This is a genomic window from Streptosporangium sp. NPDC051022 (genome assembly GCF_040683035.1).
Lineage (GTDB): Bacteria > Actinomycetota > Actinomycetes > Streptosporangiales > Streptosporangiaceae > Streptosporangium.
Genome location: NZ_JBFBCF010000012.1, coordinates 103,352 through 127,218, shown reverse-complemented (window position 1 = coordinate 127,218; position 23,867 = coordinate 103,352). Strand labels below are relative to the sequence as shown.

The following is a 23,867-nucleotide window of genomic DNA, read 5'->3' as shown; positions in this document are numbered from 1 at the left end:
TCCGCGTACGGCCCGCGGGGCAGGAGCGGTTCGGGGCGGCCGTGCGGGACGGGCCGCCCCGGAACGGGCGTCAGAGCGGGAGATGCACCAGGGCCGCGGGCTGGTCGCGGGTGGTCCCGACCGGGTCGCCGGGGCGGTGCAGGCAGAGCAGGCCCGTGGCAACCCGGGCGACGGGCTCGAACATCCCCGTCGTGCGGTGCACCTCTCGCGCCCCGCCCGGGGTGACGTGCACGAGCCTGCTGCGGCCCGCGTCCAGCATGGTCATCCACATCGAGTCGCCGTCGGCGACCAGACGCGGGCGCTCCCAGCGGTAGCGGGAGGTGAGGTGACCGGCCAGGGTCGCCGACTGCTTGCCCATCAGGAACTCCAGCTGCTGTGACCGCTGGTCGAAGATCCCGACCGACCAGCCCCGGGCGGGGCTCACCTGGTCGGCGCCGATCGCGTAGATCTGACCGCCCGCGGGGAACCAGCGCAGGGCGCCCGCCCTGGGGCGCGGCATGACGAGCCTGGTCCGGCCGTCGGCGCCGTCGGCCTCAAGGCCCGCCGAGCTGGAGGTGAACCACCTGCCGCGGTGCAGGACCACCTGGTGCAGCCAGCTCCGCCCGGGTTCGCGCACCGTGGGGCGCACGACGCCGCCGGGATCGACCAGGCACAACACCTGCCAGGGTCTGAAGTCGTGGTGCCTGTTCTGGAACATCGGCTTGTTGCTGTTGAACTGCCCGAGCACCACGGTGCAGCCCGGCGCGCCCACCGAGGGCGCCGGCTCGTTGCCGCCGGGCCCCTCCTGGTCGATCAGCCGCCGCAGCCGGTTGTCCTCGTTGAGGAACCACTGGGCGTACGGTCCCAGGTCGCGGGGCTGAGGCGCCTGGAACACGAAACCGCCCCCCAGGTCCAGCTCGATCATCGCCAGGTGCCCCGTCTCCCCCCAGGGCAGGCCGACCATGGTGTCGACCGGGACGGGCTGGCGGGGCTGGAAGAAGACCCACGCCGTACGGCCGTGGGCGATCACGGTGGGGTTGCCCCAGATCTGGAGCGGATGGGTGCCGCGGATGGCCAGGTCGGGGGTGAGCGTGCGGACCAGCACCTGCGCGGGCCCGACCTGCTCGACCGCCGCGACGCCCTCGTTCGACGCGGCCCACTCGACCAGCCTGCCGAAGCCGAGCTCGCGGTCGTATCTGCCCTCGATCCCGTCGAGCCTGCGCAGCAGGTGCCCGGTCTCGAAGGCCTGGTGGACGAAGACCCTGCCGCCCTCCGCGCGCGCCTCCAGCACGCCGTCCATCACCTTCTCGATCCCCTTGACCGTCGGCCCGCCGACGGGTCCCGCCGAACCCTGGGCGCCCTGGGCGCCCTCCCCCGCGCCGGCGGCCCGCCGTCCCGCGCCGCCGCCTCCCCGGCCGTCCGGGGATGCGCCGAAGGCCCGGTGGCCCCCCGTGTGGCCTCCCTCGGGCCCGGTGAAGGCCCGCGGGTCCTGGGCCGGGGCACCCTGCGTCCCGGTGAGGGCCTGCTGGACGCCGGTGGCGGCGCCCGGCGCGCCGCCGAGGGCCTGCTGGGCGGTGACCGGACCGGCGGGCTGCCTCCCGCTCCGTCCGGTCGTGCCCGTCACCGGCCCCGGGCCCTGCTCGGCGTCGCGGTGCTCGACCTTGAGCTTCCAGGCGAGCTGGGAGGCGCCGTAGGCGACGACGATCTTCGGGTCGTCGTAGGTCCGCACCCGGTCCCCGAGCCGGTCGCGCACGGCCTGCTGGACCAGCGGCATCCGGCTGGCGCCGCCGGTCATGAACACCGCGGCCAGCTCGTCCCGCGTGATCCCGGCCCGGCGGATCGTCTCCTCCAGGATGTCGACCGTCTTGACGATCTCCGTCCCGATGAGGTCCTCCAGGTCGGTCTTGGCGATGTGCACGTCCTCGTTGATGCCGACCACGTAGTGGGAGGAGGTGTCGAACTTCGACAGGGCCTCCTTCGCCTCCCTGGCCATCTTGAGCAGGTCCGCGGCGTAGCTCACGTAACGACGTTCCGGGTTGGTGGTCACCTGCTCCCACCACTCGGCGTCCAGGCGCTCGATCTGCGTGCCCAGGAAACCGAACACCTGCTCGTCGAACACCTCCCCGCCGATCTCGTCGCTGCCGCCGGGCTCGCCGACGACCTTGAAGTCACTGCCGTCGACGGTGAGCACGGCGGCGTCGAACGTGCCGCCGCCGAGGTCGTAGACGGCCAGGTGCGACCCGCCGGTCGCGCGCCCCGCGGAGGCGAAGTAGCGGGCCGAGGCGACGGGCTCGTCGATGAGCACGATCCGCACCCCGCGCACGACCTGCTTGGCGGCCTCGACCAGTACGGCCTTGCGGTCCTCGCCCCAGGCGACGGGGTGGGTCAGCGCGATGCAGTCGGGCGCGGCCCCGTCGAAGCGCCGCCTGCCCTCGCTCACGAACAGCTCCAGCAGTGCCGCCATGGCGTCGGCCACGCTCACCGGGACCCCGCCGAGCAGCATCCGGCCCCGGCCGACGTAGCGCTTGGGGTTGCGCTCGACGCGCTCGGGGCTGATCGCGATCCCCCGCTGGGCGATCCGGCCCGCCACCAGCGTCCCGCGCTCGTCGAGCATGACGGCGGAGGGGATGCGCCGCTCCCCCTCGACCTCCAGAATGTCGAAGCGCCCTTCGGCGGCTATGACCCCGGCGGAGAAACTCGTCCCGAGATCGACACCGAGGCACCACTGCGCCATTTGCCACTCCTCGTAGATGCGAACCCGATCATCCCGCATTCGCAGACCGTGTCCCGATCGCGACGGGCACACCAGGAACGATCCAGGGCGCGCGGGAGGATCATCGAGGTGAGCGCGGGGCTGGAAGGCACCATATTACGGTTCACGGGGGATTCATGATGGTGCCGACCGTTCCCGCCCCCTGTCAGCTTCCGGAATCTCCGGGCTCCGGACGGACTGCCAGTGCCGCGAGCACCCGGGCGAACTCCTGGGGCGGGGCCACGACCAGGCGGGTCTGGCCGTCCTGGCTGACGAGGTCGGCCCGGATGAGGGTGAGCCTGCCGTCGTGCCACCAGTAGACCTGCGGGCTGAGCGCGTCGGCCCGCAGGTCGTACTCGCGCTGGGCGAACAGCCGCAGCCGCTCGATCGCGCGGACGACGCCGATGCCCTCGACCGGATGGACGAGCATCGTCGTGGAGCCGGGCAGCGCGACGAGCGCGCCGTCGGCGGGCACCGGCAGGCAGGCGTCCAGGTGGCGCAGGTGGGCCGCGACGCTCGCGGTCGTGCCGCTCAGCCGTTTGACCGTCACGCCGCCGAGGTCGGCCTCGGTGACCGACGGCCGCTCGTCGCGGCGGGCGTTGCCCACGGCCGCCTCGAGTGCCTTGGCCGCGCTGATCGGCCAGCAGCCGAGTTCCTCGGGGCGGACCGGCCTGGCCGCCTCGCCGTACCCGACGGTGAGCACCTCGACCAGGTCGGCGGTCAGGTGACGGCCGACCACCCGGGCGGCCCCCAGGTCGTCGTCGAGGTGGAGCCGGGTGCGCAGCAGCGGGCGGGCCTGGGCCAGGTCGCAGGCGTCGAACGGCTCGCCGGCCGTGGCCAGGACGTGGGAGAGGTACTCCGAGACGATCACCGGCCAGTCCTCCCGGGAGCGCCTGCGCGCCTCGGCCCGCAGCCCGGCCAGCCGTACCGCGAGCCGCCGGGGGCCCGACAGGGTCAGCGTGCCGCCGTCGGAGGCGAAGGCGCAGGTGTAGCCGAGGGTGTCGGCCACCAGCGCGAGCAGGGAGTCGAGGTCGACCTCCTCGACCGGGCGCGCGGCTCTCCTGGTCTGCCGGTCACGATGCCGCCGGAACAGCCTCACGCGCCCATCCTCTCTGCCGCTTTCCCCCTAGGTCCGCACCTAGACTGCCTCCATGGGGACGGTGATTGAGCCGGTCAGAGAGCACGATTGTGCATCAATAGCACCAAGTGCCCCCAACAGCACACTGAGCTGTGGTGTCCCGTGCCCCACGGGCAGGCCGGCGATCACCGGCACACCGAGCGGCGCGAGCCGCTCCTCCAGTGTCGGGTACGGATCGCCACAACTCACCCAGGAGCCCAGCGCGAAACCGGCGGCTCCGTCCAGCGCCCCCGATTCGAGCAGCTGGGTGAGCATCCTGTCGATCCGGTAGGGCGCCTCTCCGACGTCCTCCAGCAGGACGATCGCACCACGCGCCCGCAGCCGGTACGGCGTGCCGCACAGCGCGGCCAGCAGGGTGAGGTTGCCCCCGACGACCGGGGCGACGACCCGGTCACCGGAGACGATCACCCGGTCGCCGGTGACCGGCTCCGGAGTGCCGAACAGGGCGGCGGTGAAGTGCTCGAAGGTACGGGGCTCCGGGCCGCCGGGGTCGCTGACCGTCGAGCAGGCGGGCATCGGCCCGAACCACGAGGCGACGCCCAGCTCCACGGCGAACGCCCGGTGCAGCGCCGTGACGTCGCTGGAGCCCGCCAGCGTCTTCGGGCCCGCCGCCCGCATGGCGTCCCAGTCGAGCAGGCCGACGATCCGGGTCGCGCCGTAGCCGCCCCTGGCGCACAGCACCGCGGCCACGGCGGGGTCGCACCACGCCTCCTGCAGGTCGGCCGCCCGCGCGGCGTCGGATCCGGCCAGATAGCGGTCACGGTCGAACACGTGCGGGCCGGTGACGACCTCCAGCCCCATGTCCCGCAGAACCCGCACGCCGCGCGCCAGGCGCACCTCGTCGGGAGGACCGCAGGGGGCGACGACCGCCACCACGTCGCCTGGGCGGAGCCGGGGCGGGACGACCAGGCCGCCGGGCGGGACGGGAATGGACGTGGCCGGTTCGCTCACTCCCCAAACGGTGCCACACTGGGCTCACATATGCGACCTCCGACCCACATCCTCGTGGTCAACGGCATCAAGGTCCGCCAGCCGGTGTTCGTGCTCGCCGCCCCTCACTCCGGCTCGGACCTCCTTGCCCGCGCCCTGAAGCGCTCCCCCGGCTTCCACGTCACAATGGGACGCGCGTCGGTGGCCCATGTCGTCTACGCCTTCGCTCGGCGCCCGTCCATCACGGGCCGCGGCCAGGGCGCCACGCGTGTGCTGCGCGACGCCCTGGCCGAGTCCTGGCAGCTCGTTCCCGGCGCGTGCCTGGAGTGCCCCGCGTCCTGCCGGGAGGCGGGCGGGGTCACCGGGGCGGGACCGTGCGCGGCCTCGGGCTCGATCGCCCGGTTCGGCGACGCCAGCCCCGACCTGATCTACAGCGCCTCGGTGCTGCTGCAGGCCTTCCCCGACGCCCGCTTCGTCCAGCTCATCCGGGACGGCCGCGACGTGGCCGCCGACATGATGGCCGACCCGGTGGCGCTGTCGTGGTTCAAACCGGCCATGCTGAGCGAGGAGACCGAGTTCCCCAACCCCTTCCTGGGCGTCAACTCCGGCTCGCACGGCGAGCGCTGGAAGGCCATGCCCACGGCGGGCAAGTGCGCGCTGCGCTGGCGCAGCGCGGTCCGTCTCTCCGCCGGGCTGCACCGGGAGCTTCCCCGCGAGCAGCTGCTGACCCTGCGCTACGAGGACCTGGCCGCCTCCCCCTCCGAGGCGGCCGAGGGGCTGTCGGCCTTTCTGGGGACGCGGGTGTCCAGGGTCGCGCTGTACGGCGAGAACGCGCCGAAGGTCGGCGTCTGGCGCACCCGGCTGCGCGGCGCCGACGCCGAGCTCGTGGAGAAGGTCGCCCGCCAGGAGCTGACCCGGCTGGGCTATCAGTGAGCCCGGCGTGCCCCGCCGCGCGGGGCACGCGTGGCCCGCGGGCTCAGGCCCCGGCGTCGAGCTGGGTGCTGAACTGGGTGCGGTACAGCTCGGCGTAGACGGCGCCCCTGGCCAGCAGCTCCTCGTGACGGCCCCGCTCGACGACACGGCCGTCCTGGACCACCAGGATCTGGTCGGCCTCGCGGATGGTGGACAGCCGGTGCGCGATGACCAGTGAGGTCCGCCCGGCCAGCGCGGTCTTGAGGGCGCGCTGGACCGCGGCCTCCGACTCGGAGTCCAGGTGCGCGGTCGCCTCGTCGAGCACGACCACCCTGGGCGCCTTCAGCAGCAGCCGGGCCAGCGCCAGCCGCTGCTTCTCGCCGCCGGACAGCCGGTATCCCCGGTCTCCGACCACGGTCTCCAGCCCCTCGGGCAGGCTCTCGACCAGGTCGGCGATCTGCGCGGCGCGCAGGGCCTCCCAGATCTCCTCCTCGGTGGCGCCGGGCCTGGCGTAGGCGAGGTTGGACCCGATGGTCTCGTGGAACAGGTGCGCGTCCTGCATGACCACGCCCACGGTCTCGCGGAGGGAGTCGAAGGTGGCCTCGCGCACGTCCAGGCCGTTGATCCGGACCGTGCCCTCGTTGACGTCGTAGAGCCGGGAGACCAGGCTCGTGATGGTCGTCTTGCCCGCGCCAGAGGGACCGACCAGCGCGATCATCTCACCCGGGCGGGCGGTGAAGGAGATCCCGCGCAGCACCTCCTGTCCCGGCCCGGTCTCGGGGCGGGCGACCACCTCCAGCGAGGCCAGCGACACCTCCGAGGCCGCCGGATATCCGAACCGGACGTCCTCGAACTCCACGGCGGCGGGGCCGGGCGGGACGGCCACCGCCTCCGGCCGCTGGGCGACCATCGGCTTGAGGTCGAGCACCTCGAAGACCCGGTCGAAGCTCACCAGCGCGGTCATCACGTCCACGTGCACGTTGGACAGGCTGGTCAGCGGGCCGTACAGGCGCATCAGGAGGGCGGCGAGCGCGACCAGGGTGCCGAGCTCGAAGGCGCCGCCGACGGCCAGCACGCCGCCCACGCCGTAGACCAGGGCGGTGGCCAGCGCGGCGACCAGGCCGAGCGCGACCCGGAACACCGTCCCGTACATGGCGACGGTGACGCCGACGTCGCGCACCCGTCCCGCCCTGTCCCCGAAGGCGGCGGCCTCCTCGTCCGGCCTGCCGTACAGCTTGGCGACCGTCGCGCCCGCGACGTTGAACCGCTCGGTCATCATGGAGCTCATCTCGGCGTCGAGCTGCATCTGCTCGCGGGTGAGCCCGGACATCTTCCCGCCCACCCACTTGGCGGGGAGGAGGAAGACCGGCAGCAGCACGAGCGCGACGAGCGTGATCTGCCAGGACAGCGCCAGCATGGCGCCGAGCACGAGCACGAGCATGACCACGTTGGACACGACCGAGGACAGCGTGCTCGTCAGCGCCCGCTGCGCGCCGATCACGTCGCTGTTGAGCCGGGAGACCAGGGCCCCGGTCTGCGTGCGCATGAAGAAGGCCACGGGCATTCGCTGCACGTGGTCGAAGACCTCGGTGCGCAGGTTGTAGATCAGGCCCTCGCCGACCCGGGCGGAGAACCAGCGCTGGGCCAGCGTCAGCGCGGCGTCGGCGACCGCCAGGGCCGCGATGACCACCGCGAGGGTGATCACGACGTCCGTCCGCTTCGGGATGATGCCGTCGTCGATGATCGCCTTCATCAGCAGCGGGTTGACGATCACGATGACGGAGCCGAGCACCACCAGGGCCAGGAAGGCGGAGATGTGCCGCGCGAACGGCCGCGCGTAGCGCGCGATGCGCCGCACCGTGCCGGGGGTGAGGCGCTCCTTGGTCACCGAACTGTCGCGCCGCAGCGAACGCATTGCCTGGGGGCCGAAACCCCCGCCCATCATTGCCATCTGGCCTCCTTCGCCGGTGCGAGCACCGGGAGAGGCCTCCTCATTCCCTCGTCAGCTTCCGGCGAACAGCGCCTTGACCCGGGCGACCTGCTCGCGGCGTTCGGCCGCGCTCTGTTCTTCCAGCGTGCGGTTCCGGGCCCCTTGAAGCAACCGCTTGGTCGCTGTCGCGGCGTCCCTGTCGGCCGTCAGCAGCGCGGCGGTCAGATCGCCTACGGCCCCCGCCAGATCCTCGGGGGCGACGACCAGTTCGGCCAGCCCGATCACGGCCGCCTCCCGCGCCCCCACGACGCGGGCGGTAAGGCAGATCTCGATGGCCCTGGACGGTCCGACCAGGTCGACCAGCGGCTTGGTGCCGGTCAGGTCGGGGACCAGGCCGAGTGCGGGCTCTTTCATGCACAACTTGGCGTCGTCGGCGAGGACCCTCAGGTCACAGGCCAGCGCCAACTGGAATCCCGCGCCGATCGCATGCCCCTGGACGGCGGCGACGGAGACGATGTCGGGACGTCGCAGCCACAGGAACCCCTGCTGGGCCTGGGCTATCCGCTGCTCGAAGGCCGATTCGCCGAGCAGCGCGAAGTCCGCGAGCGACTCCTGTCCCGGAATTCCCTCGGGGGTGAACATACGCAGGTCCATGCCTGCCGAGAAGGACGGCCCCTCACCTCGGACCACGACGACCCTCACCTGCTGCGGCAGGGTTTCACCGATGTGAGCCAGCGCAGACCATGTGGCGAACGTCTGTGCGTTGCGCCGGTCCGGCCGGTCCAGTGTGATCGTCGCGATCTCGCCGTCCACCTCGAAGCGCAGACCGACCTCCTCGTGAGAGGTCCGCCCCGCGCTCCCCCCGATCGCCGATTCCGCCATCGCTCGTTCCCGCTCCTTCGTCTGTGCGTCTCGCCCGAGCCTATCGATTCTCTAGAATGAGGTTCTACAGGCCCGAGCGGGACGTCTCAGCGTGGAGGACGAGCGGCTGCGGTCGCGCGTTCCGAGGCGGGGTCAGCGCTTCGACTTACCTCGGGTGGCGCCGCCGCGCCCGCGCAGAGTCACACCGGACTCGCTCAGGATGCGGTGGATGAAGCCGTACGACCGGCCGGTCGAAGCTGCCAGGGCGCGGATGCTCTCACCCGCGCTGTAGCGCTTCTTCAGATCGGCGGCCAGCTTTTCACGGTCGGCCCCGGTTACCCGGGTGCCCTTCTTGAGAGTCTCGGCCACGAGTACCTCCTGTAGTGCCAGACTTCCGCAGCGTTACTCACGCCATGATCAGTCATTTCAGCGAGATCGGCTACCTACTCCATGGGAAAAGATCCGTACCCGCTCAAATTAAGATCAGGCAAGTGCCACAAGATCGGAAAATTCATCGCTCCAAGCGTCTTCCACTCCGTCCGGTAGCAAGATCACCCTATCGGGTCGGAGAGCCTCTACTGCACCCTCATCATGCGTGACGAGCACAATCGCCCCAGAATAGGACCTTAGCGCCGAAAGTACCTGCTCCCGGCTGGCCGGATCGAGGTTGTTCGTGGGCTCGTCGAGCAGCAGGACGTTGGCCGCCGAAAGCACCAGCGTGGCCAGGGCCAGCCGCGTCTTCTCCCCTCCGGAGAGCACCCCGGCGGGCTTGTCCACGTCGTCCCCGGTGAACAGGAACGAGCCCAGGACCTTGCGCAGTTCGACGTCGGCGAGCTCCCCGCCGGCCGAGCGCATGTTCTCCAGCACGGTCCGGTCCGGGTCGATCGTCTCGTGCTCCTGGGCGTAGTAGCCCAGCTTGAGCCCGTGGCCGGGCTTGACGGAACCGGTGTCCGGCTCCTCGATGCCGCCCAGGATGCGCAGCAGGGTGGTCTTGCCCGCGCCGTTCAGGCCCAGGATGACGACCCTGCTGCCCTTGTCGACGGCCGCGGCGACGTCGGTGAAGACCTCGAGCGAGCCGTAGGACTTCGACAGCCCCTCCGCACTGATCGGCGTGCGGCCGCAGGGCGCCGGGTCGGGGAAGCGCAGCTTGGCGACCCGGTCGCTGCGCCGCTCGACCTCCAGGCCCGCCAGCAGGCGCTCGGCCCTGCGCTGCATGTCCTGTGCCGCCTTGGCCTTGGTGGCCTTGGCCCGCATCTTGTCGGCCTGCGACATCAGCGCGGAGGCCTGCTTCTCCGCGTTGGCGCGCTCGCGCCTCCTGCGCTTCTCGTCGGTCTCCCGCTGGGCGAGATAGGCCTTCCAGCCGACGTTGTAGGTGTCGATCACCGCACGGTTGGCGTCCAGGTGCAGGACCTTGTTTACCGTCGCTTCAAGAAGCCCGACGTCGTGGCTGATAATGATCAAGCCGCCCTGATGCGATCGTAAAAAATCACGAAGCCACCCGATTGAGTCTGCATCGAGGTGGTTTGTCGGCTCGTCAAGAAGGAGAGTCTCCGCTCCGCTGAAGAGGATGCGGGCCAGCTCGACCCGCCTGCGCTGACCGCCGGACAGCGTCTCCAGCGGCTGGCCCAGCACCCGGTCCGGCAGTCCCAGGCTGGAGGCGATGGAGGCCGCCTCCGACTCCGCGGAGTATCCGCCCAGGACGTGCAGCCGGTCCTCCAGACGCCCGTAGGCGCGCACCGCGCGGTCCCTCGTCCGCCGGTCCTCCGACGCCATGCCCTGCTCGGCCGCGCGCAGCTCACGGAGAACCTCGTCCAGCCCGCGCGCCGACAGGATCCGGTCGCGGGCCAGCACCTGCAGGTCGCCGGTGCGCGGATCCTGCGGCAGGTAGCCGACGGCGCCGGTGGTGCTGACCGTGCCCGCGGCCGGGATGCCCTCGCCCGCCAGCACCCTGGTCAGGGTGGTCTTGCCGGCGCCGTTGCGGCCGACGAGACCGATCTTGTCACCCGCATTCACCCGGAACGACGCGCCCTCGATGAGCAGCCGGGCTCCGGCGCGAAGTTCGATGTCAGAAGCTACGATCATGGTTGGAGAACACTCCCAGACTGGACATACACAGGCTCACCTCGCTGGCCGAACCCGCCGCCGCCCTGTGTCTTTCCGGCTCTCGGCTCGGCTGTCTCGCCTCATCCGGGCGGCGTCAATCGGAAGTGCGCATACCGATCAGTGTACGGCGCGCGAACGGCCGAGCCACCCCTGATCAGCCCGTGACCGGCCGTGACCGGAGCCCGGTGATCGGCCACGACACCCGGCGCCCCCGGCGCTCAGCAGGGATCGGTGACCCTGATGCGGACCGCGCGGAACTCCGCGGGAGTGCCCGCCAGCACGACCAGCCGGGGATCGGGGACCGTCAGGAAGGGCCCGCTCTCCAGCGCGAAGACCGGCGCGAGCCTGCGGTCGGACCGCAGCGCGTCCACCGCGCGCCTGTCACCGCCGAGGACCACCGCCTCCAGCTCGGCCACGTGCGGGCCGAGGACGCGCAGCGCCACCTCCGCCGCCGCGTCGTGCGCCTGGTCCACCTGCTTCTCCCTGCGCCGCGCGAACCTCCGCTGGGACCAGCCGCCCGCCGCGCTGCGGCCGTGGACCTGCCTCGACCCCACCTTCGAGGCCAGCAGCTCGTCGCCCTGGAAGATCCCGGCCGCGTGGCCGCCGAGCCGTACCAGCAGGACCCCGATCCTGCGCTCGGTGCGCGCGTGGGTGATGAGACGGGCCAGCGGCCCTCCTCCCGAGGGGGTCAGCGGCGGGAACGGCACCTGGCACTCGGCCACCGCGCCGTCGGCGCCCCGCAGCCGCACGACGTCGTCGCCGGCCGTCACGCTCGGCGCCCCGTGCCGCTCGACGAAGCCGTCGACCCAGCGGCCGAGGCGTGCCGGGCCGACCGAGACCCAGCGACCGCCTCCCTTCGCGGGGCGTGACGTCATGGAACGGGACACTACCGGTTGATCGCCTCCGCGTCCCGGTCCCCGTTGACGATCAGCTTCAACGAACAGCGAAATATCGGTGAACATCGCTGAACGTGACTTATGCGGCTGCTGAAGATGGTTCATTCTCTGTACGTGTCGAGTAGAACGCATCTCCTCCCGCCGGCCTCCGCAGCGGCCACCGTGGACATCACCCCGATCGTCGACCTCGACACCGGGGGCGTCATCGCCCTCCACGCGCCCGGTGACGGTCACGGCAACATCTCCACCGCCATCCGGACGGTCCTGCAGGTCTCCAGGAGCGAGGCGCTCCTGCCCCTGGTGCTGCCGGTGCCGTCGTCGGCGGTGATCGGCGGCTCGGCCGCGCTGGCCCCCCTCCACGAGGCCCTGCGCACCGCCGGCCGACGGCCGCGCGAGGTCATCCTCATGATCCGGGGCGACTTCGCCCAGGTCGAGCGGCAGTCCCTGCTCACCGGGCTCGACGGGTTGCGGGCCATCGGCTACCTGATCGCGGTCGGCGACCTGGGCACCGCGCACATCCCGCTGGACCTGCTCACCGACGCGGCGCCGTACCTCGCGGTGATCTCTCCCGACCTGATCGCCCGGATGCCCCGCGACCCGCGCCGCGCGGCGCTCGCCGAGTCGCTGGCCGCGCTCGCCCGCGGGGTCGGGGCCCACGTGCTGGCGCCGGGCGTGGCCGAGGAGGCGCAGCTGGCCTCGGTGCGCAACTGGGGCGTACGGCTCGCCCAGGGCCCGCTGCTGGTCCCCGGCCCCTCGGGACGGGTCCACGTGCCGCTCGCGGTCACCCAGCAGGAGCCGTCCCAGGCACTGCTCGGCCCCCGTGTCCAGGAGTTCCTGCTGCCGGCGGTGACCCTCCCCGCGGAGGCCACCGCGGAGGAGGCGGTCGACGCCTTCGGCACCGAGCCGTCCATCACCAGCGTGATCCTGGTCGACGAGTACCAGCGCCCCAAGGGCAGCCTCGACCGCAGCCGCTTCCTGCTGTCCATCGCCAGCCGGTTCGGCCACGCCCTGCACGCCAAGAAACCCGCCCTGCGCCTGGCCGACCCGCCCCGCACCGCCCCCAAGACCACCCCGGCCATCGCCGCCATGCAGGTGGCGGGACGCGACGCCGAGCGCGTCTACGACGACCTGGTCGTCATCGACGAGTTCGGCCGCTGCATGGGGATCGTCCGGGTGGCCGACCTGATCCGTCAGGTCGCGGCCATGCAGCGCTGACCGGGCACCGGCCGCGCGGCGACGCCCGCGACCGCCCCGCGGAGACGGCACGCGACCCTCTGTGACGGCCCTGGACGGCCCTGTGGCGGCCCTGGGAGCCGCGTGCGGCCCGTCCGCCCATTCCGGCTACCCCCGAGGCCTCCCGGCCTGCCAGTCGGCCATATCACTCAAATCACCGTATGCTACGACTTAGGTGCACCTAACTTGATCAGCATCAGGAGTGATGATGGCAGAGGGCAAACGAGCGCGGAAGGCCATCCGCGGCGAGGTGAAACGGGTCGAACGACTCACCCCGCACATGATCCGGGTAGTGCTCGGCGGCGACGGCCTCGCGGGGTTCGGCGCGGGCGAGTTCACCGACCACTACGTGAAGCTCCTTTTCGCCCCGGAGGGAGTGACCTATCCCGAGCCGTTCGACCTTGAGCGGATCCAGCGGGACCTGCCCCGCGAGCAGTGGCCGACCACCAGGACCTACACCGTCCGCACGTGGGACTCCGAGAAGCTGGAGCTGACCCTGGACTTCGTCCACCACGGGGACAGCGGCATCGCGGGTCCCTGGGCGGCGGCCGCACAGCCGGGTGAGGAGATCTACTTCTTCGGCCCCGGCGGCGCCTACGCACCCGACCAGGAGGCGGGCTGGCACCTGATGGTCGGCGACGAGAGCGCCCTGCCCGCCATCGCCGCCTCCCTGGAGCGGCTGCCCGCCGGGGTCCCGGCCCACGTGTTCGTCGAGGTGGCGGGGCCGGAGGAGGAGCAGCCGCTGGACTCCCCCGGCGACACGAAGATCGTGTGGCTGCACCGGGGCGACGCGCCGGTCGGCGACTCGCTGGTCGCGGCCGTACGCGAGCTCGACTTCCCCGAGGGACCCCTGCACGCCTTCGTCCACGGCGAGGCCGGCTTCGTCAGGACGCTCCGCCGTCACCTGCGGGCCGAGCGCGGGATCCCGCTGTCGCAGCTGTCCATCTCCGGCTACTGGCGTCTCGGCCGCGACGACGAGACCTGGCGCGCCTCCAAGCAGGAGTGGAACAAGCAGATCGAGGAGGAAGAGTCCAGAGCCCTGTCGTCCTGAGGACTCCGAGAGGATTCTGAGAGAACTCTGAGAGGACTTCCGGGCCCTTTCCGGCCCTTCCTGTCCTCCTCGGGCCCCTCCCCGGTCCTTTTCCGGCTCCCTCCCAGCCCCGGAGCCGGATCAGAGCCACCCCTGCGCCTGGGCGCGCTGCACGGCCTCGATGCGGTTGCGTGCCCGGGTCTTCTGGATGGCCGAGGACAGGTAGTTGCGGACCGTTCCCTCGGACAGGTGCAGGCGCAGGGCGATGTCGCCCACCGTGGAGCCGTCCACCGCGGCGGCCAGGACGTCGCACTCCCGGGGAGAGAGCGGGTTCGGGCCCGCGCTGAGCGCGGCGGCGGCCAGGCCCGGATCGATGACCCGTTCACCGCCGCGGACCCGGCGGATGGCGGCAGCGAGCTCGCGGGCGGGACTGTCCTTGACCAGGAAGGCCACCGCACCCGCCTCCATCGCCCGCCGCAGATAACCGGGACGGCCGAAGGTCGTCAGGATCATGACCTGGCACGCGGGCAGGGCCGCGCGGATCCGCGCCCCCGCGGCGATGCCGTCCTCACCGGGCATCTCGATGTCCAGCAGCGCGACGTCCGGACCGGTCTCCAGCGCCACGCGGAACGCCTCCTGGCCCGAGGCCGCCTCCCCGACCACCTCGATGTCGGGCTCCAGGCTCAGCAGCGAGGCCAGCGCGCCCCGGACCATCGCCTGGTCCTCCACCAGCAGGACCCGGATCACCCGCACGCCCCTCCCGCCGGAACCGCGACCCTGAGCGCGAATCCCTTCTCACGGCCCTTCTCACGCGGCCCGGCGCACACCGTCCCTCCGGCCGCCTCGATGCGCTCGGTCAGCCCGGCCAGCCCGTTGCCGGGGCCGTACGGCGTGGCCGCCCCGCACCCGTCGTCCACGATCTCCAGGACCGTGGTCCTTCCGTCGTAGCGCACGTCGATCTCGCACCGGGCCGCCCGCGCGTGCCGGATGACGTTGGTCACGCCCTCGCGCACCGCCCAGCCGAGCAGCCCGTCCAGTTCCTCGGGCAGCGGGGTTCCCGCCATCCTGACCTTCACCCTCGTCCCCGCCGCCTCCAGCGCCGCACGGGCGCCGTCCAGCTCACCGGTCAGGCCGCGCTGCCGGTAGCCGGTGACGACGTCGCGCACCTCGACCAGCGCCTGCCTGGCCACCGACTCGATGTCGCGGATCTCCGGCAGGGCCCGTTCCGAGCCGTTCTCGGCCAGCCGGCCGGCCAGCTCGCTCTTCAGCACGATCAGCGACAGGCTGTGGCCGAGCAGGTCGTGCAGGTCGCGGGCGATGCGCAGGCGCTCCTCGCTCGCGGCCAGCCTCGCCACCTCGTCCCGCGCCTGGCGCAGCTGGACCAGCAACATCCTGGTCTTGCGCACGCGGATGAACAGGACCGCGAGCGTGAGGACCTGGAGGACGAGCACGACGGTGCTGCCGAGGTCGTGGTCCTTCAGCAGGCCGATCAGCAGGACGACGACCCCCATCACGACGGCGCCGGCCATCGACAGGCGCGGGGGCAGCGCCATGCTGTAGATCACGGTCGTGTAGATCGGCAGGGTCAGCCAGCCGCCGCCGAAGGCCACCGGCAGCACGACGGCCAGGACCGTGGTGGCCGCCAGCAGCCCGTAGGTCAGGGGGGCCGGCCTGTCGTCGTTCCAGTGGCTCAGCGCGGTCCCGAGATAGCTCGCGACGAAGGCGGCCAGGCCGAGGACTCCCCACACGGCCCGGGCGCCTTGCAGCTCGCCCGTGACGATCTCCATCGCCGGGAAGAACAGGTAGACCAGGCCGATGGAGATCCAGATCAGCCTGCGCCACCGGGGCCGGCCGTCGTCCGCCCAGCCCGAGGTGTCGTCCGCTCCGCCGAAGGCGATCGTCACGGCCCGTCTCATGCCCGCGCGGTCGCCCTGTGGTAGGCGAACAGCGCGGCGCCCCCGAGCGTGACCGCCCACGCCAGGATCGTCACCACGTCCTGCGACGGGGGCGCCTGGCCCGCGATGATGTGCCAGCCGATGTCGGCGTAGGAGTAGGAGGGCAGCACGTGAGCGATGGTCCTCATGGTCTCGGGCATGCTGTCCAGAGGAAACCACAGACCGCCCAGGATCGCCAGACCGAACATGCCGATCATCGCGGCCGGCTGGGCGGTGTCGGGGGGCAGCAGCGAGCCGACGATCAGGCCGAGCGCGGCGAACGGCACGGTGCCGATCCACATGGTCAGCAGCAGCGAAACCCACTGGCCCGGCGGCAGTGAGACCCCCTGGGTGACGACCGCGCACAGGAAGACCAGCAGCAGCGACGGCAGCACCAGCAGCAGCGCGGCGATCAGCTTGGTCAGGATGATCGACCAGTTCGGCAGCGGGGTGATCTGCAGCTGGCGGAGCCAGCCCGACTGCCGCTCCTGCGCCCACGGTACGGCGGTGCTCATGATGGAGGCCGCCAGCGCGCCGTAGGCGCCCATGGACACCATCAGGAAGACACTGGCCCTGACCCCGTCGGAGCCCGTCTGGTTGCCGAAGAGGTTGGAGAAGAGCAGGTAGAAGACCACCGGGAAGGCCATGACGAAGACGATGTAGCGCTTGTTGCGCAGCATCCTCAGCGCCTCGATCCTGATGTAGTTCGGCATCATGACTCCCGGGTGAGGGCGAGGAAGGCGTCTTCGAGGTCGGCGCCGGTGATCCGGAGGTCGCGGATCTCCAGCGAGGTGCCCCGGTAGAGGGCGGCCACGGTGGCGTCGAGGTCGGAGGTGCGGAGCGTGGCGTCGCCCGCGGAGACCTCGACGGCGGAGACACCGGGCAGGGCGTCCAGCCCGGCCGTGGGCTGCCCGTCTAGGGCGAAGCGCACGGTGTGACCGCCGACCCCCGCCTTGATCTGCGCGGCGGTGCCGTCGGCCACCACCCGCCCCCTGGCGACCACGATCACCCGGTCGGAGTTCTCGTCGGCCTCCTCCAGATAGTGGGTGGCGAACAGGACCGTACGGCCCCCGGCCGCGTACTCACGCATACTGGACCAGAACCGCTGCCGCGACTCCACGTCCATGGCCGCGGTCGGCTCGTCCAGGACCAGCAGCTTGGGCGCCCCCGCGATGGCCAGGGCGAACCTGACCCGCTGGGTCTGGCCTCCGGACAGCTTGTCGGCCCGCCTTCTCACCAGGTCGGTGAGGTCGGCCATCTTCAGGATCTCGTCCAGGCCGAGCGGCCGGGGGTAGAGCCTGCGGACGAAGTCCACGAGCTCCCTGACGGTGAGTTCGGGGATGAGCTCGCCGCTCTGCAGCATGGCCCCGACCTCGCCCCTGGCGACCGCCTCGTCGGGGAGGTGCCCGAAGACCTCGATCCGGCCCCCGCTCGGACGGATCAGACCCAGCAGCATGTTGATCGATGTGGACTTGCCCGCCCCGTTGGGGCCGAGGAGCGCGACGGTCCTGCCCGCCTCTACTGTGAGGTTCAGGCCGTCGACGGCGAGCACGTTCCCGTAGCTCTTACGCACGTCGGTGAAGGCGATGGCGTTCATGCCGTCAACGCTAGGAGCGGGCGGCCGGGATCATCAGTGCCGACGATCCGGGATCGACCATGACATTTGTCAGACGCCCGGCCGTCAGAGGCCCGGCTCCGCGCGGCCCGCGGCATCGCGGCCCCGGCGGGCGGCGCCCGCCGGAAGGTCCGCGCCGGGGTCAGATGCGGCAGGCGAAGATGGCGGTGACCAGGATGGCCTTGGCGCCGATCTCCCACAGCTGGTCCATCACCTGCTGGTGGCCGTTGCGCGGCACCATCGCGCGGACCGCCACCCAGCCCTCCCGGTGCAGCGGGGAGACCGTGGGGCCCTCCATGCCGGGGGTGAGGGCGATGGCCTCCTCGATCCGCTCGGCCCTGATGTCGTAGTCCATCATCACGTAGTCGCGCGCCATCAGCACGCCCTGCAGGCGGCGGACGAGCTGCCGCAGCCCCGGGGTCTCCTCCGCGCCGATCCGCTTGATCAGCACGCCCTCCGAACGGGCGATCGGCTCGCCGAAGACCTCGAGCCCGATGTTGCGCAGCGTGGTGCCGGTCTCCACGACGTCGGCGACCGCGTCGGCCACTCCCAGCCGGATGGCGGTCTCGACGGCGCCGTCCAGCTTGATCACCCTGGCCTCGACGCTCTGCTCGGCGAGGTAGGACTCCAGCAGGCCGGCGTAGGAGGTGGCGACGCGCTTGCCCTTGAGGTCGGTGACGGAGGAGAAGTCGCCAGGGTTGGCCGCGAAGCGGAAGGTCGACCGGCCGAAGCCGAGCGGCATGATCTCCTCGACCTGCGCGCCGGAGTCGCGGAGCATGTCACGGCCGGTGATGCCCGCGTCGAGGGTGCCCTCGCCGACGTAGACGGCGATGTCCTTGGGGCGCAGGAAGAACAGCTCGCAGGAGTTGTCCGGGTCGACGACCACGAGCTCCTTGCTGTCCTTGCGGGGACGGTATCCGGCTTCCTTGAGGATGGTCTGGGCTGCCTCGGTGAGGGCGCCCTTGTTGGGAACGGCGAGACGGAGCATGACGTGGCTTCCTTACCTGGATGGCGGTCTGAGGACTGGAGCCGGGCGCACCGGCTCACAGATGCTTGTAGACCTCGTCCAGCCCGATCCCTTTCGCGATCATGAGGACCTGCACGTGGTAGAGGAGCTGGGAGATCTCCTCGGCCGCGCGATCGTTCGACTCGTGCTCGGCCGCCATCCAGCTCTCGGCGGCCTCCTCGACGACCTTCTTGCCGATGGCATGGACTCCGGCGTCCAGCGCGGCCACGGTTCCCGAGCCCTCGGGCCGGGTGCGCGCCTTGTCTGACAGCTCGGCGTACAGCTCTTCGAAGGTCTTCATGGTCTCTCTCGGCGTCGTGGGATGTCGTTGCCAAGCCTAACGGGCCCGCGGACCTGCCAGGGTGCGCGTCCACGCTCTGGACACGTTCCGGTTCCGTCCCGGGATCCGTCTCCGCCCTCCCCCGGCCGGCCGCTCCGGGACGGACGGCACAGGGCCGGTACGGCGTCGCCGTACCGGCCCTGGCGGTCGAGGTCACGCGTCACGAGAACGCGCGGCGATCAGCGGCCGTAGTGGCCACCGCGCCTGCCGCGCCCCTCCGGACGGCCCCCGGCGCGGAACTCGCCGCCGCGGAAGCCGCCGTTGCCGGCCCGGTCGCCGCGGAACGGCTCGCGCCGCTCGCCGCCCCGGAAGGCCTCGCGGTCGCCCGCGGGACGCTCGGAGCGGAAACCGCCGTTGCTCGGACGGTCCGTACGGAAGCCGCCGTTGCTCGGACGGTCGCCACGGAACGGCTCACGGCGCTCGCCACCGCGGTAGCCCGCGCCGCGGCCGTCCTGGCGGCCGTCGAAGCGGCGCTCGGGACGCTCGGAGCGGTACTGCCCGCGAAGGTCGCTGACGCCGCCGCCGCCGTTGCCGTTGCCGTTGCCGCGCTCGCCGCCGCGGTACTCACCGCGCTCGCCGCCGCGGTATTCGCCACGGTGCTCACCGCGCTCACCGCCACGGTACTCACCGCGCTCACCACCGCGGCCGCCGTCGGCGGAGCGCTCGCGGGGCTGGTAGCCCTCGCCGCCGTGACCGGGACGGTCGCGGAAACGACGCGGGCCGCGGCCGCCGCCGCCGAAACCGCCGCGCCGCTCACGCTGCTTGGCGGCCGGCGCCGGGGGCTCCCAGACCGGGATCGACTCGCCGCTGGGCTGACGCGCCCCGGCGACCTCCTCCAGCCGCGGGTGACCCGGGGTGGCCTTGAGGCGGAAGGGCTTGATGCCCGCGCGGCGGGTCATCGCGTCGGTCGAGCGGCGCTCGTTGGGGAGCACCAGCGTCATGACGGTGCCCTTCTCCCCGGCGCGGGCGGTACGGCCGCCGCGGTGCAGGTAGCTCTTGTGGTCCTGCGGCGGGTCGACGTGCAGCACGAGGCTGATGTTGTCGACGTGGATGCCGCGGGCGGCGACATCGGTGCAGACCAGGACGTTGATCTCGCCTTCCTTGAACTCGGCGAGGATGCGGGTCCGCTGGTTCTGGCGCTTGCCGCCGTGCAGGCCGCCGGCCTTGACGCCGACCTGGGCGAGCTGCTTGCACAGCCGGTCGACCCCGTGCTGGGTGCGCACGAAGATGATGGTCTTGCCCTCGCGGTTGGCGATCTCGGCGGTCACCGGGAACTTGTCGTCGCGGTGGACCTCCACCACGTGGTGCTCCATGGTGTCGACCGAGGAGGCGGCCGGGGCCATCGAGTGGGTGATGGGGTCGGTGAGGAAGCGCCGCACCAGCTTGTCCACGTCGCCGTCGAGGGTGGCGGAGAACAGCAGACGCTGGCTGTCGGCCGGGGTCTGCTGCAGGATCGCGCTGACGACCGGGAAGAAGCCGAGGTCGCACATGTGGTCGGCCTCGTCCAGGATGGTGACCTGGACCTCGTCCAGCGCGCACTCACCCTGCTGGATCAGGTCGGTCAGCCGGCCGGGGGTGGCGACGACGACCTCGACGCCCCGGCGCAGCGCCTCGATCTGGCGGCCCATGGACATGCCGCCGACGACGGTCTTCATCCGCAGCGACAGGCCCCTGCCCAGCGGTTCGAGCGCGTCGGTGACCTGCATGGCCAGCTCGCGGGTCGGCACCAGGACGACGGCGAGCGGGTGGCCGGGACGGGCCTTGACGCCGGCGACACGGGCCATCATGGGCAGGCCGAAGGCCAGGGTCTTGCCGGAGCCGGTCTGGCCGCGCCCGAGGACGTCGTTACCGGCCAGGATGTCGGGGATGGTGGCGCGCTGAATGGGGAAGGGGCTGTCGATGCCCTGACGGGAGAGCCCGTTCACCAGAGGCTTGGGCAGACCGAGGAGGGTGAACTCGGAGGTGCCGGAGGAGGCCTCGGGGATGTCGGTGATTTCGGGCAGGACAGCGTCAAGCATGGTCACGAAGATTCGTGCCTTTCGATAGAAGAACGGGGCACGTCACTCCTGCGAAAGGACGAGCCTGGGACGCACGGCCTGAGGCCGCGCTCGATCAACGCCCACTGTGGGGGCGGTGGTGCGGTGCAAGTCGAGGCGCACCGCACGGGGCGGGTGAAGCTTACCCGCACGCAGTCAAACCACGATCAAGCATACCCGGCGTTCGCAGTGCCGGGTTCATCCGGGGCGTCCTGCACGTGGCGAACGCTTGTCCGTTGGCGGAGACAACGCTCCGCACCGGGCGTTTCTTCCCGGCGTCGGGCATTCTCTCACACAATCCGCTACGGCCCGCACCCTTTTCGGGCGCGGGCCGTAGCGGGAGATGGGTCGGACGATGGATCAGACGTTGAAACCGAGCATGCGCAGCTGCTCGCGCCCCTCATCGGTGATCTTGTCCGGCCCCCACGGCGGGAGCCAGACCCAGTTGATCTTCACGTCGGAGACCATGCCCTCCAGGGCCGAGTGCGCCTGGTCCTCGATGACGTCGGTCAGCGGGCAGGCCGCGCTGGTCAGCGTCATGTCGATGGTGGCGATCGGCGGCGTCCCCGCCCCGGCCTCGTCCAGGTTGATCCCGTAGATCAGGCCGAGGTCCACGACGTTGATGCCGAGCTCGGGGTCGACGACGTCCTTGAGGGCCTCCATGACCTCGTCGAGGGTCGTCTCCCCGTCGTAGGCCGTGGTCGGCGTCTCAACAGGCTTGCTCATTCAGAACTCCTCACGACCGCGTCCTTGTAGGCCATCCAGGCCAGAAGCGCGCACTTCACCCGGGCGGGATACTTGGCGACCCCGGCGAACGCCACGGCGTCGCCGAGCACCTCCTCGTCCGCCTCGATCTGTCCCCTGCTCTGCATGAGCCGGGTGAACTCCTCCACCACCGCGAGGCTGTCGTGCACCGTCGAACCGGCCGCCAGCTCGTACAGCACCGAGGCGGCGGCCTGGCTGATGGAGCAGCCCTGACCGTCGTAGGAGACGTCCTCGACCTTGCCGCCGTCGCCCAGTTTCACGCGCATGGTGATCTCGTCGCCGCACGTCGGGTTCACGTGGTGCACCTCGGCGTCGTACGGGTCGCGCAGACCTCGCCCCTGAGGGTGCTTGTAGTGCTCCAGGATCAGCTCCTGGTACATGGACTCGGCGATCATCTGGGCTGCTCCGGCATGGCTAGGCGAACACCTTCTGCACGTGGTGGAGGCCGCGGACCAGGGCGTCGATCTCGGCCGGGGTGTTGTAAAGATAGAACGACGCCCGCGTGGTCGCGGGAATCCCGAACCTCAGGTGCAGCGGCCGGGCGCAGTGGTGCCCCACCCGTACGGCCACCCCGAAGTTGTCATCGAGGATCTGCCCGACGTCGTGTGGATGAATCCCCTCAAGGGTGAAAGAGACCGTACCACCACGCTCGTCCAGATTCTCCGGGCCGATCACCCGCAGCCCGGGGATCTCCCGCAGCGCCTCCAGGGCGTAGCCGGTGAGCTCGTGCTCGTGCTCGGCGATGGCGTTCATACCGATCCCGGACAGGTAGTCCAGTGCGGCGCCGAGGCCGACGGCCTCGACGATCGGCGGCGTTCCCGCCTCGAACTTGTGGGGCGCGGGCGCGTAAGTCGAACGGTCCATCCAGACCGCCTCGATCATCTCCCCGCCCCCCAGGAACGGCGGCATGGCCTCGAGCAGCTCACCCCGGGCCCACAGCACGCCGATCCCGGAGGGGCCGACGGCCTTGTGCCCGGTGAAGGCCAGGAAGTCCACCCCGAGCGCGGCGACGTCCACCGGCCGGTGGGGCACCGACTGCGAGCCGTCGAGCATGGTCAGCGCGCCGACCTGGCGGGCCCTGGCGAGCACCTGGGCGACCGGGTTGACGGTGCCGAGCACGTTCGACTGGTGCGCGATCGAAACGATCTTCGTGCGCTCGGTGACGAGCTCCTCGAGGTTCGACAGGTCGAGCCTGCCCTCGTCGGTGACGGAGAACCACTTCAGCGTGACACCGGTGCGCTGCGCGAGCAGCTGCCACGGCACGATGTTGGAGTGGTGCTCCATCTCGGAGATGACGATCTCGTCACCGGGCTCGATCCGGAACCGGGGGTCCTCGCCCATCGGGTTGCCGAAGGCGTAGGCCACCAGGTTGAGCGCCTCCGAGGCGTTCTTGGTGAAGACGATCTCGTCACGGCTCGGCGCGCCGATGAAGGCGGCGACCTTGTCGCGGGCGTTCTCGTAGGCCTCGGTCGACTCGGCGCCCAGCACGTGCATGGCGCGGCCGACGTTGGCGTAGTGCACGGCCAGGTGCTCACGCATGGCCTCGATGACCTGCGTGGGCTTCTGCGAGGAGTTGCCCGAGTCGAGGTAGACCAGCGGCCTGCCTCCGGGCAGCTCGCGGGAGAGGACCGGGAAGTCCTTCCTGATCCGTTCCACATCGAAGCCGGTGTTCATCAGGCGATTGCCTTCGTGTAGGCCTCGTAGCCCTCGGCCTCCAGCTTCTCGGCGAGCTCGGGGCCGCCCTGCTCGACGATCCGGCCGCCGGCGAAGACGTGGACGAAGTCCGGCTTCACGTAGCGCAGGATGCGGGTGTAGTGGGTGATGAGCAGCACCCCGGTCTCGCCGGAGGAGCGGAAGCGGTTGATGCCCTCGGAGACCACCCGCAGCGCGTCCACGTCGAGTCCCGAGTCGGTCTCGTCGAGAACGGCGATCTTCGGCTTGAGCAGCTCCAGCTGGAGGATCTCGTGGCGCTTCTTCTCGCCGCCGGAGAAGCCCTCGTTCAGGTTGCGCTGGGCGAAGGCGGCGTCGATGGACAGCGCGTCCATGCCGGCCTTCAGGTCCTTGGCGAACTGGCGGAGCTTGGGCGCCTCGCCGCGCACGGAGGTGACCGCGGAGCGCAGGAAGTTGGAGACGCTGACGCCGGGGACCTCGACGGGGTACTGCATGGCGAGGAAGAGGCCGGCGCGGGCACGCTCGTCGACCGACATGTCCAGCAGGTCGGCGCCGTCCAGCAGCACCTGGCCGCCCGTGACGGTGTACTTGGGGTGACCGGCGATCGCGTAGGCGAGCGTGGACTTGCCCGAGCCGTTGGGGCCCATGATGGCGTGGGTCTCGCCGGCCCGCACGGTGAGATTGACCCCGCGCAGGATCTCCTTGTCCGCGACGGAGACCTGCAGGTCACGGATCT

22 protein-coding genes are annotated in these 23,867 nt (G+C 71.3%); 3 read left to right on the top strand and 19 right to left on the bottom strand.

The genetic code is table 11. The features are described from left to right. Positions 1-70: 70 nt before the first annotated feature. The 3 genes from AB0N02_RS21000 to AB0N02_RS20990 form a co-directional block, all read right to left on the bottom strand. The gene (locus AB0N02_RS21000; RefSeq protein WP_363948900.1) at positions 71-2,713 is read right to left on the bottom strand and encodes an Hsp70 family protein; all 2,643 of its coding nucleotides are present in this window, start codon (positions 2,711-2,713) and stop codon (positions 71-73) included. A gap of 184 nt (positions 2,714-2,897) precedes the next feature. After that, entirely contained in the window at positions 2,898-3,830 is a 933-nt protein-coding gene (locus tag AB0N02_RS20995; protein ID WP_363948897.1) for a hypothetical protein, read from the bottom strand. Positions 3,831-3,869: 39 nt separating this feature from the next. Further along, positions 3,870-4,820 carry an LD-carboxypeptidase gene (locus AB0N02_RS20990; RefSeq protein ID WP_363948894.1) on the bottom strand — a complete coding sequence of 317 codons (951 nt, stop codon included), beginning with the start codon at positions 4,818-4,820 and terminating at the stop codon, positions 3,870-3,872. A gap of 30 nt (positions 4,821-4,850) precedes the next feature. Here AB0N02_RS20990 and AB0N02_RS20985 point away from each other — a divergent pair, with 30 nt between their 5' ends. Next, a complete protein-coding gene (locus tag AB0N02_RS20985; RefSeq protein WP_363948892.1) occupies positions 4,851-5,732 on the top strand; it encodes a sulfotransferase in 882 nt (293 codons plus the stop codon). Between the two features lie 43 nt (positions 5,733-5,775). On the opposite strand, the gene AB0N02_RS20980 is transcribed toward AB0N02_RS20985, so the two are convergent. From AB0N02_RS20980 to AB0N02_RS20960, 5 genes are all read right to left on the bottom strand, one after another. Continuing rightward, the gene (locus AB0N02_RS20980; protein ID WP_363948890.1) at positions 5,776-7,662 is read right to left on the bottom strand and encodes an ABC transporter ATP-binding protein; all 1,887 of its coding nucleotides are present in this window, start codon (positions 7,660-7,662) and stop codon (positions 5,776-5,778) included. Positions 7,663-7,713: 51 nt separating this feature from the next. Beyond that, positions 7,714-8,523, bottom strand: coding sequence for an enoyl-CoA hydratase/isomerase family protein (locus tag AB0N02_RS20975; RefSeq protein ID WP_363948888.1), 810 nt, complete (start codon positions 8,521-8,523; stop codon positions 7,714-7,716). A 132-nt stretch (positions 8,524-8,655) separates the two neighbouring features. Then, the gene (locus AB0N02_RS20970; protein ID WP_030507271.1) at positions 8,656-8,871 is read right to left on the bottom strand and encodes a helix-turn-helix domain-containing protein; all 216 of its coding nucleotides are present in this window, start codon (positions 8,869-8,871) and stop codon (positions 8,656-8,658) included. A 114-nt stretch (positions 8,872-8,985) separates the two neighbouring features. Further along, on the bottom strand, positions 8,986-10,584 hold the full coding sequence (locus AB0N02_RS20965) for an ABC-F family ATP-binding cassette domain-containing protein (protein WP_363948885.1): 1,599 nt from the start codon (positions 10,582-10,584) through the stop codon (positions 8,986-8,988). A 239-nt stretch (positions 10,585-10,823) separates the two neighbouring features. Beyond that, positions 10,824-11,480: an acVLRF1 family peptidyl-tRNA hydrolase gene (locus AB0N02_RS20960; protein WP_363948883.1), complete on the bottom strand. Its 657-nt coding sequence runs from the start codon at positions 11,478-11,480 to the stop codon at positions 10,824-10,826. 135 nt (positions 11,481-11,615) lie between these two features. Between AB0N02_RS20960 and AB0N02_RS20955 the strand changes: the two genes are divergently transcribed. Then, positions 11,616-12,716 carry an EAL domain-containing protein gene (locus AB0N02_RS20955; protein WP_363948881.1) on the top strand — a complete coding sequence of 367 codons (1,101 nt, stop codon included), beginning with the start codon at positions 11,616-11,618 and terminating at the stop codon, positions 12,714-12,716. A gap of 226 nt (positions 12,717-12,942) precedes the next feature. Then, positions 12,943-13,785 (top strand): siderophore-interacting protein, encoded by an 843-nt coding sequence (locus AB0N02_RS20950; RefSeq protein ID WP_363948879.1) that lies wholly within the window; start codon positions 12,943-12,945, stop codon positions 13,783-13,785. Between the two features lie 120 nt (positions 13,786-13,905). Here AB0N02_RS20950 and AB0N02_RS20945 read toward each other — a convergent pair whose 3' ends face one another. The 11 genes from AB0N02_RS20945 to sufC all read right to left on the bottom strand — a co-directional run bounded on the left by AB0N02_RS20945 (position 13,906) and on the right by sufC (position 23,865). Further along, a complete protein-coding gene (locus AB0N02_RS20945; protein WP_363949211.1) occupies positions 13,906-14,511 on the bottom strand; it encodes a response regulator transcription factor in 606 nt (201 codons plus the stop codon). Further along, positions 14,508-15,680, bottom strand: a complete 1,173-nt coding sequence (locus AB0N02_RS20940) for a sensor histidine kinase (protein ID WP_363948877.1) — start codon at positions 15,678-15,680, stop codon at positions 14,508-14,510. The genes AB0N02_RS20945 and AB0N02_RS20940 overlap by 4 nt, the downstream gene beginning before the upstream one ends. Further along, positions 15,677-16,411, bottom strand: a complete 735-nt coding sequence (locus AB0N02_RS20935; RefSeq protein ID WP_363948874.1) for an ABC transporter permease — start codon at positions 16,409-16,411, stop codon at positions 15,677-15,679. Before AB0N02_RS20935 ends, AB0N02_RS20940 begins: the two co-directional genes overlap by 4 nt. Beyond that, a complete protein-coding gene (locus AB0N02_RS20930) occupies positions 16,411-17,295 on the bottom strand; it encodes an ABC transporter ATP-binding protein (RefSeq protein WP_363948872.1) in 885 nt (294 codons plus the stop codon). The genes AB0N02_RS20935 and AB0N02_RS20930 overlap by 1 nt, the downstream gene beginning before the upstream one ends. Before the next feature lie 160 nt (positions 17,296-17,455). Then, the gene (hisG, locus tag AB0N02_RS20925; RefSeq protein ID WP_363948869.1) at positions 17,456-18,301 is read right to left on the bottom strand and encodes an ATP phosphoribosyltransferase; all 846 of its coding nucleotides are present in this window, start codon (positions 18,299-18,301) and stop codon (positions 17,456-17,458) included. A 55-nt stretch (positions 18,302-18,356) separates the two neighbouring features. Then, entirely contained in the window at positions 18,357-18,620 is a 264-nt protein-coding gene (locus AB0N02_RS20920; RefSeq protein ID WP_110705733.1) for a phosphoribosyl-ATP diphosphatase, read from the bottom strand. Between the two features lie 218 nt (positions 18,621-18,838). Beyond that, complete coding sequence (locus tag AB0N02_RS20915; protein ID WP_363948866.1) at positions 18,839-20,677, bottom strand: DEAD/DEAH box helicase; 1,839 nt, start codon at positions 20,675-20,677, stop codon at positions 18,839-18,841. Positions 20,678-21,055: 378 nt separating this feature from the next. After that, positions 21,056-21,421 carry a metal-sulfur cluster assembly factor gene (locus tag AB0N02_RS20910; RefSeq protein ID WP_363948864.1) on the bottom strand — a complete coding sequence of 122 codons (366 nt, stop codon included), beginning with the start codon at positions 21,419-21,421 and terminating at the stop codon, positions 21,056-21,058. Further along, positions 21,418-21,855 (bottom strand): Fe-S cluster assembly sulfur transfer protein SufU, encoded by a 438-nt coding sequence (sufU, locus tag AB0N02_RS20905; RefSeq protein WP_363948862.1) that lies wholly within the window; start codon positions 21,853-21,855, stop codon positions 21,418-21,420. Before sufU ends, AB0N02_RS20910 begins: the two co-directional genes overlap by 4 nt. A 19-nt stretch (positions 21,856-21,874) precedes the next feature. Continuing rightward, positions 21,875-23,134, bottom strand: coding sequence for a cysteine desulfurase (locus AB0N02_RS20900; RefSeq protein WP_363948860.1), 1,260 nt, complete (start codon positions 23,132-23,134; stop codon positions 21,875-21,877). Beyond that, complete coding sequence (sufC, locus tag AB0N02_RS20895; RefSeq protein WP_363949208.1) at positions 23,134-23,865, bottom strand: Fe-S cluster assembly ATPase SufC; 732 nt, start codon at positions 23,863-23,865, stop codon at positions 23,134-23,136. The genes AB0N02_RS20900 and sufC overlap by 1 nt, the downstream gene beginning before the upstream one ends. Positions 23,866-23,867 lie beyond the last annotated feature (2 nt).

Bases quoted from the DNA above. Each gene is read 5' to 3' on its own strand.
- AB0N02_RS20935 (WP_363948874.1), bottom strand. From the start codon at position 16,411: ATGCCGAACTACATCAGGATCGAGGCGCTGAGGATGCTGCGCAACAAG.
- AB0N02_RS20930 (WP_363948872.1), bottom strand. From the start codon at position 17,295: ATGAACGCCATCGCCTTCACCGACGTGCGTAAGAGCTACGGGAACGTG.
- AB0N02_RS20980 (WP_363948890.1), bottom strand. From the start codon at position 7,662: ATGGCAATGATGGGCGGGGGTTTCGGCCCCCAGGCAATGCGTTCGCTG.
- AB0N02_RS20915 (WP_363948866.1), bottom strand. From the start codon at position 20,677: ATGCTTGACGCTGTCCTGCCCGAAATCACCGACATCCCCGAGGCCTCC.
- AB0N02_RS20965 (WP_363948885.1), bottom strand. From the start codon at position 10,584: ATGATCGTAGCTTCTGACATCGAACTTCGCGCCGGAGCCCGGCTGCTC.
- AB0N02_RS20910 (WP_363948864.1), bottom strand. From the start codon at position 21,421: ATGAGCAAGCCTGTTGAGACGCCGACCACGGCCTACGACGGGGAGACG.
- AB0N02_RS20950 (WP_363948879.1), top strand. From the start codon at position 12,943: ATGGCAGAGGGCAAACGAGCGCGGAAGGCCATCCGCGGCGAGGTGAAA.
- AB0N02_RS20960 (WP_363948883.1), bottom strand. From the start codon at position 11,480: ATGACGTCACGCCCCGCGAAGGGAGGCGGTCGCTGGGTCTCGGTCGGC.
- AB0N02_RS20940 (WP_363948877.1), bottom strand. From the start codon at position 15,680: ATGAGACGGGCCGTGACGATCGCCTTCGGCGGAGCGGACGACACCTCG.
- AB0N02_RS20900 (WP_363948860.1), bottom strand. From the start codon at position 23,134: ATGAACACCGGCTTCGATGTGGAACGGATCAGGAAGGACTTCCCGGTC.
- AB0N02_RS20920 (WP_110705733.1), bottom strand. From the start codon at position 18,620: ATGAAGACCTTCGAAGAGCTGTACGCCGAGCTGTCAGACAAGGCGCGC.
- sufU (WP_363948862.1), bottom strand. From the start codon at position 21,855: ATGATCGCCGAGTCCATGTACCAGGAGCTGATCCTGGAGCACTACAAG.
- AB0N02_RS20975 (WP_363948888.1), bottom strand. From the start codon at position 8,523: ATGGCGGAATCGGCGATCGGGGGGAGCGCGGGGCGGACCTCTCACGAG.
- AB0N02_RS20985 (WP_363948892.1), top strand. From the start codon at position 4,851: ATGCGACCTCCGACCCACATCCTCGTGGTCAACGGCATCAAGGTCCGC.
- hisG (WP_363948869.1), bottom strand. From the start codon at position 18,301: ATGCTCCGTCTCGCCGTTCCCAACAAGGGCGCCCTCACCGAGGCAGCC.
- AB0N02_RS21000 (WP_363948900.1), bottom strand. From the start codon at position 2,713: ATGGCGCAGTGGTGCCTCGGTGTCGATCTCGGGACGAGTTTCTCCGCC.